The following is a 14,176-nucleotide window of genomic DNA, read 5'->3' as shown; positions in this document are numbered from 1 at the left end:
CTTATTCCCCTTGAGCAGCGTGTTCAGCTGCAGCATGAGTGTCAGCTGTTGCGTGTTCAGCAGAGTGGTCAACACCATGATAGTTACTCATATAGTGGTTGATAATTGTTTCAAACAATTTAGGCTCAACAGTAGAGTAATAAGTCACAGGGTGTGGCTTAGTCGGGAACGGTTTCATAGCTTCAGCTTCAGCAACTGCTTTTTCATCACCAGCAGCTTTAGCACGATTTACTAAATGCTCGATCTGATGCTTAGAACGGTTACCATCACGTAAGGTTGCCAATTCAGCTTGGTCAAGCGTAGTTTTTTGAACTGCTTCTGGGTTAATGGTTGAACCATTACCTGCTTTAACCGCTGCTACCCATTCGTTGAATTGTTGCTCTGTAACACTATGCGCCTTGAAACGCATTTGAGAGAAACCGTAACCTGAGTAGTTAGAAGAGAAACCACGATATACACCAGTTTCATTTGCTAACAAATGAAGGTGAGTTTGCATACCTGCCATTGCATAAATCTGGCCGCCTAACTGTGGAATGAAGAATGAGTTCATTGTAAAGTTAGAAGTGATTTTAAAGCTTAACGGAGTTTTTTCAGGGAAACGTACTTCGTTAACTGTTGCAATGTTTTGTTCAGGATAAATAAAGATCCACTTAAACTGTTCAGCAATAACTTGAATAGTTAAAGGTGCTTTATCTGATTCTAAAGGACGGTATGGGTCATACTTGTGGGAACCCCACCAAGTTAACCAAGCTAAAATACCAATAATAATGACAGGGATACCCCATACTACAACTTCAATTGCAGTTGAGTGTGCCCATGTAGGTTTATAGTCTGCATCTTTATTTGACGCGCGATATTTCCAACCAAACCATAATGCCATGATGATTGAAGGAATCACCACAAGTAACATTAAATAGATCGCAGTCATCATAAGGTCACTTTGACCTTGACCAACTGGACCTTTAGAGTTTAGAAGTACCATATCACCACCACACCCAGTCAAAAGTGCGGCAAGCGTTGATAAAGACAATACAGCTAAAATCGTTTGTCTCATTTTACAACCTCGGTGAAGAGTCCCATTCCCTAATTAAATATGGGATAGCGATTAAAGTGTCGCATGATTGAGAACGCTAATCCTTAAATTTAGACTTCTCAATTATATGACACCGCTACGTTGTAGGGCATTATGCCTCATATCGACAAACTAAGCTATACATAAAGTAGGCTGAAATAATTGTTTTAAAACCCGATTTTTTTTGTAGGGTATCTAATTTCAATAGAGCTTTTATTTAAATATCAACTCACTATAGAAAAAAGGAGGCAGGGTGCCTCCTCTTTTTTTAGACATTAAATGAATGAGTCATTCACTATCATTTGATCACTTTTGTTCTTGCAATTTTGTCATGTAAAGCTTGTCGCTTTTGTCCTAATGCAAAAGCATAGTCAATAATTGTACTGATCGGCATAAACAGTAAGTTTAATATGATAAAAACAATACTTCTTAATAAGAAGATGCGAGTTAAATTAACCTTGCTATTGTCCTCAGCATCTACAATTTTAATTCCAACGATTTTCTTACCTATACTCTGACCAAACTTTGTTAAAAGAACGGCTTGAATTGCAAGCATAATTACGACGTAAAGAAGCATTGAATGCCAAGCTTCTATTGGAATTAAAGTAAAAAGTTGTTGTTGCAATTCTGCAGCTTTAGTCGATGCGACTTCGGCAGATTGCATCTGTTTTTGCAGCTCGAATAATTGCTTATATTGAGCTTCATTAAAGAAAAAAGAAGGAATTGCAGCGATTGGTAACCAAAGCAATAAATCAATAATTTTTGCTAAAGCCCGAGCCGGAATAGACGCAAGTTCATGAACTTTAGGTTCTACACGAATTTGACGAATAGTTTCATTAGTTGATGTATTCGTGTTTATTGTAGGTACAGAATAACCGATAGGTTGATATACAAGTTTACCTTGGGTTAATTCTCCTAAAGCTTTCCATTCTGTCATGCCTTCATGCCAAGCTAAATCAGTTAACAAAATTTGTTGGCTAGCCAACATTTGATTTACTTGTTCTAAAGTATAAGGCCCAGCTTGTTGATTATTACGTGCCAAGTAAATTTGCATAAATAAAAATTCTCTATTCTAAAGATGAAAAAAGACCCACGGATGGGCCTTTTTTTATAACATATTAGATTTGCTTGATTTTTTCTTCAGCAAGGAAGAACCATGTATCTAAAACTGAGTCTGGGTTAAGAGAGACAGATTCGATACCTTGTTCCATTAACCATTTTGCAAGATCTGGATGGTCTGAAGGACCCTGACCACAGATACCTACATATTTACCTGCTTTACGGCAGGCATGGATTGCCATTGAAAGAAGAGCTTTAACAGCTGCATCACGTTCATCAAATAAGTGTGAAACAATACCTGAGTCACGGTCAAGGCCTAACGTTAACTGAGTTAAGTCATTAGAACCAATAGAGAAACCATCGAAGTGCTCTAAGAATTGTTCAGCTAACAAGGCATTAGTTGGTAATTCACACATCATGATTACTTTTAAGCCGTTCTCACCACGTTTTAAGCCATTTTGTGCAAGTAATTCAATAACACGTTTCGCTTCAGATACTGTGCGTACAAAAGGAATCATGATTTGAATATTGGTTAGACCCATTTCATCACGAACTTTCTTAAGTGCGCGACATTCTAATTCGAAACAATCACGGAAGTTATCAGATACATAACGGCTTGCACCACGGAAACCGAGCATTGGGTTTTCTTCTTCAGGCTCGTATAACTTACCACCAATTAAGTTTGCGTATTCGTTTGACTTGAAGTCAGACATACGAACGATCACTGGCTTGTCACCAAATGCAGCAGCAAGAGTCGCAATACCTTCAACCAATTTTTCAACATAGAAATCTACAGGTGAAGCATAACCCGCTGTACGAGTTAAAACCGCAGCACGAGTTTCACGAGGTAGGCTATCAATGTTGAGTAGGGCTTTAGGGTGCACACCGATCATACGGTTAATGATGAACTCAAGACGAGCAAGGCCAATACCTTCATTTGGAATTTGAGCAAAGTCAAATGCACGGTCAGGGTTACCTACGTTCATCATAATTTTGAACGAAAGCTTAGGCATAGATTCGATTGAGTTGCGTTGAACTTCAAAATCTAAAGCACCTTCGTAAATGAAACCTGTATCACCTTCAGCACAAGAAACAGTTACTTCCTGGCCATCAGTTAATACTTCTGTTGCGTTCCCACAACCAACAATCGCTGGTACACCAAGTTCACGTGCAATAATTGCTGCGTGACATGTACGACCACCACGGTTAGTGATAATTGCAGCAGCACGTTTCATTACCGGTTCCCAGTCAGGATCGGTCATATCTGATACAAGAACGTCGCCTTCTTGAACTTTGTCCATTTCTTTAATTGAGTTAACAATACGGACTTTACCAGAACCAATACGTTGACCAATTGAACGACCTTCACAAAGAACAGTACCTCTTTGTTTGAGAAGGTAGCGTTCCATAGTGCCTACATTTTGGCGGCTTTTTACAGTTTCAGGACGGGCTTGAACAATATAAATTTGACCGTCATCACCGTCTTTTGCCCATTCGATGTCCATTGGCGCACCGTAATGCTGCTCAATGATAAGCGCTTGTTTTGCAAGCTCTTGTAACTCATGGTCATTTAAAGCGAATTGTTGACGATCTTGTTTTTCAACATCAACAACAACAACAGATTTACCCGCGGAACCTTCTTCACCATAAATCATTTTTTGGTGTTTAGAGCCAAGGTTACGACGTAAAACAGAATGTCTTCCTGCATTTAATAATGGTTTAGATAAGTAAAACTCATCTGGGTTAACGGCACCTTGTACAACCATTTCACCTAAACCGTAAGAGGCAGTGATAAATACAACATCACGGAAACCAGATTCTGTATCAAGTGTAAACATTACACCCGCAGCGCCAGTTTCAGAACGAACCATACGCTGAACACCCGCTGAAAGTGCAACGATGTCATGATCAAAACCTTGATGCACACGGTAAGAAATTGCACGGTCATTATATAAAGAAGCAAATACTTCTTTAATCGCAATAAGTACGTTATCAATACCGCGAATATTCAAGAAAGTTTCTTGTTGACCCGCGAAAGAAGCATCTGGTAAATCTTCAGCAGTTGCAGATGAACGAACGGCAACCGCGATATCAGGGTTGCCGTTAGAAAGTGCTGTAAAAGCGGCGCGAATTTCTTGTTCTAAGGTTGCAGTGAGTGGAGTCTCTACAATCCATTGACGAATTTTAGCGCCTGTTTCTGCAAGAGCATTTACGTCATCGACGTTGAGTTGAGCAAGTTCTGCTTGAATTCGAGCGTTAAGACCACTTTGGTCTAAGAACTCACGATAGGCAGCAGCAGTAGTTGCAAAGCCACCAGGTACCGATACACCAGCATTTGATAAATGGCTGATCATTTCACCCAAAGATGAGTTTTTCCCACCTACGAGTTCGACATCGTGTTTCCCTAATTTTTCTAGACCGATTACGCGCGCTTCCAAAGTTTTCACTCCACTTTTGCAGTATTAATGTCTATCTTGGCATGAAATTATAAAAATAAAGTGCTTAGTTGAGAATTATACTAAGCGACAGTCATGTAAGATCAGTTTACTATAAAGATTATATAGCACTAAGACAAATGTTTAAGGAGAATTTTAATGTCAGAAAGTAAACAATTTAAGCGGAGTGTTTTTTTTATTTCTGATGGAACTGCAATTACTGCCGAGACTCTTGGACATTCGTTATTAGCACAATTTCCCAATGTAGATTTTGATATTCACATCATGCCATATATTACAACTGAAGAGGCGGCAATGGATGTGGTGGTTGAGATTAATCGATGCCAAACCAAAGACGGTTGTCTACCTTTAGTATTTGATACTTTAGTCGATCCGCATGTGCGAGAGATTATTAATACGGCTAAAGCGGTTAATCTGGATGTGTTTGAAGGTTTAATTAGTAAACTTGAACAAGAACTTGGAACACCACCAACAACATTGGTCGGGCAGACTCATGCGGTAACCGATTCTGAATATTATAAAGCCCGTATCGATGCTGTTCATTTTGCGCTTGATAATGATGATGGGGCACGTACTCGTCATTATGATAAAGCGGATTTAATCTTAATTGGAGTTTCCCGTTCGGGTAAAACACCGACTTCCATTTACTTATCTCTTCAATTCGGTATTCGCGTTGCAAACTACCCGTTAACTGAAGAAGATTTAGATGATAACCGTTTACCAGCAGTATTAAGAGCTCATCGTAGCAAGTTATTTGGTTTGATGATTGATGCTGAGCGTTTGGTCGCAATTCGTAGTGAACGTAAAGCGAATAGCCGTTATGCAAGTTTTAGCCAATGCCAAATGGAGCTAAGAGCAATTGAAGGGATTTATATTTCAGAAGGCATTAAATATTTAAATGTGACCGAAATGTCGATTGAAGAGATTTCAACTCGTATTTTACAAATGACGGGATTAAAACGTCGTATTGGTTAATTTAATCAATTGTTTATTTTAACCATTCAATTTTTGTATATTAATTTATAGATAAGTTGAATGGTTTTTTAATATATATCACAGACAAAAATTAAAGTTTTATATATAAAACTAAATATTATTAAATAGTTTTTATTGGTTATAAGCCCGTAGTTATTTTGAAACTCATTTGTAAATTTAAATAACACTATTGAAAAGAAGTGTATGTTTTTTATTGTGCTGAAAAATAGTAATTCTTTATTTTTTATAAATATTTTTTAAAAGCATTCATGAAAAATCCACAATTTGTAAAATGTTAAATAGGTCACACTTTTTTGGTATTGTGTGATTGGTTTTTAATTTTAATTATACTTTCCCACCTCGATATGGGACTATCCGATTATCAAAATGCTAAAAAAATGTGTTTTTTCATTGGTATATATCTTGCCTCTTAATTTATATGCTGCTCAAGTAGATGAATTGCGAGAGCAAGCTATTCACACTTACAAAACTGGGCAAACTCAACAAGCAATATTGCAATTAGAACAATTGCTAAATAAGTATCCACATGACCAAAAATTACTGGCTGATTATTTAGTTGTAATGTCAAGTGAAAAAAGAGATTTATTAACTTTTTCTTCTCAGTATTTAGCAAATGTTAATTATGTGACTTTTCCAGAATATGGGCAACTACCATTAATACGTAATTTTCGTGATTTTAAACACTTTAAAAATGCAATTGAGTGGTCGAATAAATTTAATATTCAAAAGACATCTGATGGGCAGATTTTATTAGCGGTTCTATATGCTGAGGCTAAAGATCCTGTAAATGCTAAGGTGCATTTATCTGGTATTAAGAGTAAAAATCTTACAGCCGATCAATTTGTTCAAATTGCTTATGCATATCGACTCATTAATTCACCTGTAGATGCTTTATCTGCAATCGAGCAAGCTTATCAACAACAACCAAAATCTTTTGCGGTTTTGCAAGAATATAGTTACGACTTGGCGGCTGTAGGCGCTTATAAAAAAGCTCAGCAGTTGCTGACTGCCAGTGATAAAAATGCGCAAACAGAATCGTTACAACACTGGTTACAAGTCAGCGAGTTTTCTCAACGTGTAAATAACGCAATTACCCGCTATAAATATTTGAATCGTGAAGGCATGTCGGACAGTGAAGGCTTTGCCGAGCTTGATGCTGTGTTGAAACAAGGTGAACAAATACAGCCTTTGATTCAACCGTCAGACCCTAATTATTTAAGATTTCATTATGACTATTTGTATGCTTTGGACTTTCGTGGGCGTAGCCGTACGGTATTAGATGAATTTACTAAATTAAATGTACCGTTTGAAAAGCTACCAGCTTATGTTCGTCATGCGATTGCTGATAGTTATTTAGCTGAAAGACAACCGCAGCAGGCTGAACTCGCTTTTAAAACCTTACTTACCGAAAAAAACTACTCAGATATGACGGTATATACGGGGCTTTATTATTCTTATATTGAACAAGAAAAATATAAGCAAGCTGAACAACTTTTAAGTGAGGTTGATCGTTTAATCCCTACGTATAAATATAGCCAAGCCAAGGGAGTAGATAAATCAAGCCATCCTGATCGTGATGATTATATTGCTTTACAAGGCATGCATTTAGCTTATGCAAATCATTTGGATAAATCAGAAAAGCACTTTCAAAAACAAGTAGATCTTGCACCTGCTAATGAAGGTTTAATTAATAACCTTGCTCGTGTTGAGCGCTGGAGAGATAAACCGTTACAGGCAAAGCAAACAATTGCTCGTTTAAATGGTTTAACACCCGTTGCTAAAGATACGCGTATTAATCAAATGCAAAATGCTCAGGCTTTAGGACATATTCCTGAATGGCGCAAAAGTACAGAAAGTCTTTTGCAATATTATCCTGAAGATAGCGGTGTAGTTAAAAGTCGAAAAGAGTTGGATGATCGTGATAGAGCAACCATCTCGCACTCTACAACTTGGGGGCAGAGTAAAGCAGAAAATAGCGATTCTGTGAGTGGGCAAAATGGCTTAAAAGATCGAGAAATGGAAACTCGTGTTAATAGCCCTTGGATTAAAGATAATTATCGTCTATTTGCTTGGCATCAAGATCGTTACGGTGAATACCGTTTTGGTGATGTGCATGACCAACGTTATGGGGTTGGTGCTGAGTGGCAAGCAAACCGTAAGGCATTGTCGGCAATTTTGTCGCAAAGTACAGATGGTGGCCAAGCAGGTGTTCGTCTTGATTGGTCGCAATGGTTAAACGACCACTGGCAATATCAATTGCAATATGACAGTCAGGCTAATATTCCATTACAAGCAATTGATGCTGGTGAGGATGGGCAAGCTTACCGTGCTGCTTTGACATGGCAAAAATATGAGTCACGCCAAATTGGAGCGAGCTATGGCTTAACCGATATAAGTGACGGTAATAAACAACAAGAATTTTCTACTTTTTGGCGTGAGCGATTATTTGATGCGCCTCACCATATTACTTACGGAACCGTTCGTGGATTTTATGGCAGCAATAGCCAAGATCAGACTGCTTACTTTAGCCCAAGCAATCATTACAGTGCCGAGTTGAATTTAAGCCATGACTGGGTCACTTGGCGAGAGTACGAACGCTCATTTAAACAACATTTTGAAGCTGGAGTAGGGCTATATAAACAAGCAGATTACTCAGCTCGACCAACATACTCTTTGCAATATCAACATCAATGGCAGCTCTCACGGACTTGGCAACTTAATTATGGAATTGGTTGGCAATACCATCCATATGATGGTCATGATGAACAACATACCTACGGTATTTTCGGATTTGAAGGGCGTTTTTAATGAATAACATGATGTCAAAAATGTTGAGCTGTGTGTTTGCCTCAACATTATTACCCGTACAATTTTCTCATGCCCGCATTGAAACTGAACTACCAAAAAATCATACGGTTTCGTTAACTTTTCATGACGTGCGAGATGACGTACTCAAGGAAGGTGACCGCGATGTTTATGCGATTCAGACCAATAATCTGGCACAGTTCCTCGATTGGCTTAGCCAGTCGGACTGGAAACCGATTCGACTAAAAGACATTGAAGAGGCACGTAAGCAAGGTAAAGAATTACCTCATAACTCTATTCTACTGACCTTTGATGATGGTGCTTTAAGTAGTTATAGCCGAGTATTTCCTTTGCTGAAGCAATATCAGATTCCAGCAGTTTTTGCTCTTCCAACCAGTTGGTTAAATGGCAATACTAAGGCAGGTTATGAAGCTTATGGGCAGGGTAACTTGGTGAACTGGGCTCAAGTTCGTGAAATGCAAGCATCGGGGTTAGCCGAGTTTGCAAGCCATAGTGATGATTTGCATCATGGTGTATTAGCCAATCCTCAAGGTAATGAGCAACCTGCTGCAACTTCTTATGCCTATTTAAAATCGCAATCACGTTATGAAACCGATGCGGAATATCAACAACGTATTTTGCAGGATTTAAAAAAATCTTATGCAGTTTTGAAAAAAGAAGTAGGGGTTAACCCTAAAGCAATTATTTGGCCTTATGGCGCCGTGAATGAACAGTTAGAGAAGCTAGCACAACAGGCAGGTTTCCAGTTTTCATTCAGTTTGGGACGTGATGGTATGAATCGCGTGAGTGACTCAACTTTTAAGCGTAGTTTAGTCATTGATAACCCTACAGCCGAACAACTGACAGAAGGAATGTTAAATATTCTGAATTTCGAAGAGTCAGATTTATTTAAGCAATCGCGTCATTTTGTGAGTATGGATTTAAAGCATTTGGCAGCGCCCCACAATACCCAAACTGATGAAAAACTTGGGCAGTTATTATCAAAACTGTATAGCTTAAAAAACAACGCTTTAATCTTAAAGCCTTTAGAAGACAAAGATGGAGATGGGCAATATGATGTCGCTTATTTCCCTACAAATAAAATATCTGTTCAACAAGATATTCTAAATCGTAGTTTATGGCAGGCTCAAACTCGTGCTGGTCAATCTGTAATATTAGAGTTGCCTGCTTATCCGCAAAAAGATAAACCATTTCTAACTGTAGATTTGGCTAAAGATATTGCGCGTTTTAACAGTAATTTAAGTGGTGTTCAGCTTAATGCAGGATCATCTTTAAATTGCGCAATGCAAAAAATAACCGTGCAAGAAAGCAGTTGCATTGAACAATCAAAACAGCTCGAACAACTGAGTCAACTGACTAAAAAAGCGGTCAAACCTTATTTAAATATGAGTAATCAGGCACAGTTTAGTTTATTGCTTACACCTGATTTAGATCATATCGAAAATCTACCTGAGCTTATAAAAACGCTTTTATTGCAACATGATTTAGTCAATTTGAAGTTCGATGTGATTGGCAAGAAAAAACAATTTAATCAGTTGTTAACGCTCTTAAATACACTTGATGAAAATAATAAGCAAAGAATAATGCTGACTTTAGTATTACCAGAAAATTCGCAAAAAAATGCTTGGGAAGAGGTTCAGCAAGGGCTCTTTTCTATTCAGCGAATAGGAATCCAGAAATTCGGTATTGATGGCTATGACTTTGAAAAATCAAAAGATGTTCATCAGTATTTATATAATCCGCTTAGTCTGAATGCTAGCCCTGTGATGTATCAGCCTTTTGCTGGATTGGTAGAGGGGAAAAAGTAATGAGAGTATTACTCGATATTCTGTTTGCTTTTGCCTTTTTATATCCCTTACTGATGGCTTGGACATGGATGGTAGGGGGACTTTGGTTTTTCTTTAAAAGAGAATACCGCGAACAAGCGCTTCCTGAACCTACAGGTGAAGGATGCAGTATCATCATTCCGTGTTTTAATGAAGAAGCGCAAGTACGCCAAACAATTCGTTATGCGCTACAAACCAAATATCCTAATTTTGAAGTCATTGCTGTTAATGACGGAAGTAGTGATAGGACCGCCGAAATTCTAGATGAATTGTCAGCGCAAGATTCACGACTTCGGGTTGTACACTTAGCAGAAAATCAGGGTAAGGCTGTAGCTTTAAGATCGGGAGTACTGGTTAGTAAATACGAATATCTTGTTTGTATCGATGGAGATGCGTTGTTGCATCCGCATGCGGTACTTTGGTTAATGCAACCATTTATTAACTTCCCGCGAATTGGTGCTGTAACTGGTAATCCACGAATTTTAAACCGATCTAGTATTTTAGGAAAATTACAAGTTGGTGAATTTTCTTCGATTATTGGTTTGATTAAACGTGCACAACGTACATATGGTCGTATTTTTACCGTATCTGGTGTGATTGCAGCATTTCGTAAAACTGCACTCGCTCGAGTCGGGTTTTGGTCAGACGATAAAATTACCGAAGATATTGATATTTCATGGAAGTTACAGCTAGACCATTGGGATATTCAGTATATTCCACAAGCACTTTGTTATATCTATATGCCTGAGACATTTAAAGGTCTATGGAAACAGCGTCTTCGCTGGGCGCAAGGTGGGGTAGAGGTTCTTATAGAATATATTCCACAAATGTTCAAACTGCGTGTTCGAAGAATGTGGCCGGTCATGATTGAGGCGCTAGTCAGTATTATCTGGTCTTATGTGATGATCATGATCTTCACGCTATTTTTTGTGGGATTGTTTATTGAGCTGCCTCAGCAATGGCAGATCAAAACGCTTATGCCACAGTGGTACGGTGTAATATTAGGCGGAACATGTTTGATCCAGTTTTTAGTGAGTTTGTGGATTGATCATCGTTATGACCGAGGGCGTTTTTTTAGAAATTACTTTTGGGTGATTTGGTACCCGTTATTTTTCTGGCTACTGACTTTGTTCACAAGTGTCGTTGCGGTACCAAAAACTTTATTTAACACAAAAAAACGTGCCCGTTGGGTAAGTCCAGACCGAGGCTTCCGTGGAGATAACCCATGAAACTTGAGGAAAATAAGGATATAGAGACTTTAGATATCCCTGAATATATTGATCAGCCGGAATATGTCAAAAATAAAACAGCAAACTATACATTACAAACCATTGGCTGGATTTGTTTAATGTGGCTGCTTTTCCCACTGGTTTCACTGTTTTTATGGGTTTTTGAAGGTCACTTAATTTATGATTACGTCTGGATAGACCACTTATCAGAAGTTAAGACCTTATTACATTTAGCATTAATGATCGGAATTAGCGCGCTTATTTTAATTTTATGGGCAAGTTATAACTGGATTAGGTTTAGTGGTGAGGACCGACGTGCTAAGGCACCTAATAGTTCTGTAGAATTATTAGCGGCCCAATTTTCAGTTACTTCCGATATGCTAAATGATTTGCAAGAAAAACAGCGCATCATTTTGCATTACGATGATCATGGTAATTTGCAAAAATATGAGTAAATAAAAAAGCATGGCCTAAAACCATGCTTTTTTTTACTTTTATGGTATTGCTCTGATAATAATATCAACGGGTTGTTCTATACCATCCATGCTGTGAATAGATCTATTGGTAATTTTAACAATTGGCCATGTTTGCAATTTACAGTTGGGTTTCTGAAGTGCTGCATAATAACTGTCGGATTTAAAAAATACTTTTTTGGTGGTTGCAGTATTGGGAGTCAAAAGACGCTTAAGCCATGGTTCGTTTACTTGGGTTTCTAGAAAACGTAATGCCAGAATGCTTTTAACACGATTGTTAAATAACCTGCGGTTTTTGATAATAAGTGGGTGAGTAATTAACTTATGTGTACCCATCTGACTATGGGGCAAAATAAAATGAGGGGTGATTTGGAAGACAGTCACAAATTTTGCTTGCTGGCAGATTTTTTCAAGATGAGTCACGCTATCTTGATTTGTACCAATAATCGCGACAGATGAATGTGAAAAGTCAAACTCTTTAATTGATGTTGAGGAAATCACTTGACCAGTAAAATCTTCGAAATCTTGAGAGATATTCTGAAAAATCACTGATTTTGAAGTGTTATTTTTAATATTAATACTCATTTTCCAAAAGTCCTTTTGGTTTTTTAAATCATGATGTTTTTATCGTTTTAATATAAATAACCAAGCAGGAAGTTGGGGTAAAGTCTTTTCAGATAGATGGTCATCCCATACTCGAAATTAATTCAAGTATGGGAATGCGAAGCGGAGTTTAATGTTCTGATTTTACATTCATGAGTTGTGTAAAGCTTTCTAAACGTTTAGCTGTATCGTATACATCACATGTAAAAATAAATTCATCAACATCGTATGTAGCTAACAGCTTTTGTAAACCAGAGCGAACCGTATCTACAGAACCAATTTGTGCCATTGCATAGAAGTTTTCGACAGAAAGTTGTTCTGCTGTATTCCATAATCCCTGCATTGATTCAACTGGAGGTTTAAGCTTCAAACTTTCTCCACGAATTAAACCTAATACGCGTTGGTAAGCACTTGTTGCTAGAAACTGTGCTTCCTCATCTGTATCTGCTACAACAACAGGTACACCCATTGAAACATATGGCTTATCTAGATACTCAGAAGGTTCAAAGTTCTCTCGATAAAGTTGAATGGCTTGACCTAACATACGTGGTGCAAAATGTGATGCAAATGAGTAGGGAAGTCCAAGTTTTGCCGCGAGTTGTGCACTAAATAGACTAGATCCAAGTAACCAAACAGGAACATGTGTGCTTTGCCCCGGTGTTGCAATAATTTTTTGTCCTGCTTGAGGTACATCGAAATATTTTAAGATTTCGACAACATCTCTAGGAAACTGATCTTCTGTTTCTTGATGACCACGGCGTAAAGCTCGCATGGTGAGTTGATCTGTACCGGGAGCACGGCCTAAACCAAGTTCAATACGATTTGGATATAAAGTAGCAAGCGTCCCGAATTGTTCTGCGACAACTAAAGGAGCATGGTTAGGAAGCATAATTCCGCCTGAACCTAAGCGAATATGCTGTGTATGTGCTGCAATAAAACCGAGTAAGACAGCGGTAGCTGAACTTGCGATTCCATCCATGTTGTGATGTTCAGCAAGCCAGAAACGTTCATAACCTAGTTTTTCTGCATGTTGTGCCAATTCTAATGCGTGACGTAATGAGAATTCGATGGTTTTATCATTACGAATAGGAGCAAGTTCCAAAATGGAGAACTTGGTATCTTGAAGTGATCGCATGCGATATTCTCGAATAAGGATATATCGAAATAATACGATATATGGGGTGTGATGTATATCGTTTTTTTTCGATATTAATTTTTAGCTATAAATAAAAAAGCACCCGAAGGTGCTCTTTTGATTCATCTGTGAATTAGCGGTTTTTATACCAACCACGGTGTAAGCCATTGTCATGGCGACGGCTACCACCTTTATAATAACGACGGTCACCATCGTAATATCTGCGGTCATCACGATCGTAACGATCACGGTCATAACGGTCATCGTAGTTACGGTCTTCAGCAACTTTACGACCTAATGCAGAACCACCAGCTGCACCTACTGCTGCACCGATGTATCCACCGTTGGTGCCGCCCATATTTTTGCCGACTGTATAACCAGCACCACCACCTAAAGCACCACCAATTGCAGCTTCTGTACGATTACGACGATCACTTGCTGCTGCTGCACCACCAGCACCACCTAAAGCAGCACCGATTGTTGCACCTGAGGTACCACCAA

The 14,176-nt window shown here is 38.3% G+C and carries 11 protein-coding genes; 5 read left to right on the top strand and 6 right to left on the bottom strand.

What is annotated here, in order from left to right; genetic code table 11:
• Window position 1: 1 nt before the first annotated feature.
• The 3 genes from cyoA to ppsA all read right to left on the bottom strand — a co-directional run bounded on the left by cyoA (window position 2) and on the right by ppsA (window position 4,578).
• On the bottom strand, window positions 2-1,054 hold the full coding sequence (gene cyoA, locus J536_RS14420; protein ID WP_002119579.1) for a ubiquinol oxidase subunit II: 1,053 nt from the start codon (window positions 1,052-1,054) through the stop codon (window positions 2-4).
• Between the two features lie 316 nt (window positions 1,055-1,370).
• Window positions 1,371-2,126, bottom strand: coding sequence for an RDD family protein (locus J536_RS14415; RefSeq protein WP_002119677.1), 756 nt, complete (start codon window positions 2,124-2,126; stop codon window positions 1,371-1,373).
• A gap of 64 nt (window positions 2,127-2,190) precedes the next feature.
• Window positions 2,191-4,578, bottom strand: a complete 2,388-nt coding sequence (ppsA, locus tag J536_RS14410) for a phosphoenolpyruvate synthase (protein WP_005803576.1) — start codon at window positions 4,576-4,578, stop codon at window positions 2,191-2,193.
• Window positions 4,579-4,725: 147 nt separating this feature from the next.
• Between ppsA and J536_RS14405 the strand changes: the two genes are divergently transcribed.
• The 5 genes from J536_RS14405 (at window position 4,726) to pgaD (ending at window position 11,919) form a co-directional block, all read left to right on the top strand.
• The gene (locus J536_RS14405) at window positions 4,726-5,562 is read left to right on the top strand and encodes a pyruvate, water dikinase regulatory protein (protein ID WP_002119749.1); all 837 of its coding nucleotides are present in this window, start codon (window positions 4,726-4,728) and stop codon (window positions 5,560-5,562) included.
• A 387-nt stretch (window positions 5,563-5,949) separates the two neighbouring features.
• Window positions 5,950-8,391 carry a poly-beta-1,6 N-acetyl-D-glucosamine export porin PgaA gene (gene pgaA, locus J536_RS14400; RefSeq protein WP_032063193.1) on the top strand — a complete coding sequence of 814 codons (2,442 nt, stop codon included), beginning with the start codon at window positions 5,950-5,952 and terminating at the stop codon, window positions 8,389-8,391.
• A complete protein-coding gene (gene pgaB / locus J536_RS14395) occupies window positions 8,391-10,217 on the top strand; it encodes a poly-beta-1,6-N-acetyl-D-glucosamine N-deacetylase PgaB (protein WP_032063192.1) in 1,827 nt (608 codons plus the stop codon). Before pgaA ends, pgaB begins: the two co-directional genes overlap by 1 nt.
• Window positions 10,217-11,464, top strand: coding sequence for a poly-beta-1,6-N-acetyl-D-glucosamine synthase (gene pgaC / locus J536_RS14390; RefSeq protein WP_014207132.1), 1,248 nt, complete (start codon window positions 10,217-10,219; stop codon window positions 11,462-11,464). The genes pgaB and pgaC overlap by 1 nt, the downstream gene beginning before the upstream one ends.
• Complete coding sequence (gene pgaD / locus J536_RS14385; RefSeq protein ID WP_017480835.1) at window positions 11,461-11,919, top strand: poly-beta-1,6-N-acetyl-D-glucosamine biosynthesis protein PgaD; 459 nt, start codon at window positions 11,461-11,463, stop codon at window positions 11,917-11,919. The genes pgaC and pgaD overlap by 4 nt, the downstream gene beginning before the upstream one ends.
• Window positions 11,920-11,958: 39 nt before the next feature.
• Here pgaD and J536_RS14380 read toward each other — a convergent pair whose 3' ends face one another.
• The 3 genes from J536_RS14380 to J536_RS14370 all read right to left on the bottom strand — a co-directional run.
• Window positions 11,959-12,522: a hypothetical protein gene (locus tag J536_RS14380; protein ID WP_032004706.1), complete on the bottom strand. Its 564-nt coding sequence runs from the start codon at window positions 12,520-12,522 to the stop codon at window positions 11,959-11,961.
• Window positions 12,523-12,670: 148 nt separating this feature from the next.
• The gene (locus J536_RS14375; RefSeq protein ID WP_032063191.1) at window positions 12,671-13,675 is read right to left on the bottom strand and encodes an LLM class flavin-dependent oxidoreductase; all 1,005 of its coding nucleotides are present in this window, start codon (window positions 13,673-13,675) and stop codon (window positions 12,671-12,673) included.
• A gap of 133 nt (window positions 13,676-13,808) precedes the next feature.
• Window positions 13,809-14,176 (bottom strand): glycine zipper (locus tag J536_RS14370; RefSeq protein WP_032063190.1); only part of this gene is annotated, 368 nt, incomplete at its 5' end.

This window comes from Acinetobacter sp. 809848, from assembly GCF_000581275.1.
Classification (GTDB): Bacteria; Pseudomonadota; Gammaproteobacteria; order Pseudomonadales; family Moraxellaceae; genus Acinetobacter; species Acinetobacter pittii.
The sequence above is the reverse complement of the archived record's forward strand: the minus strand, read 5'-3'. Positions and strand labels throughout refer to the sequence as shown.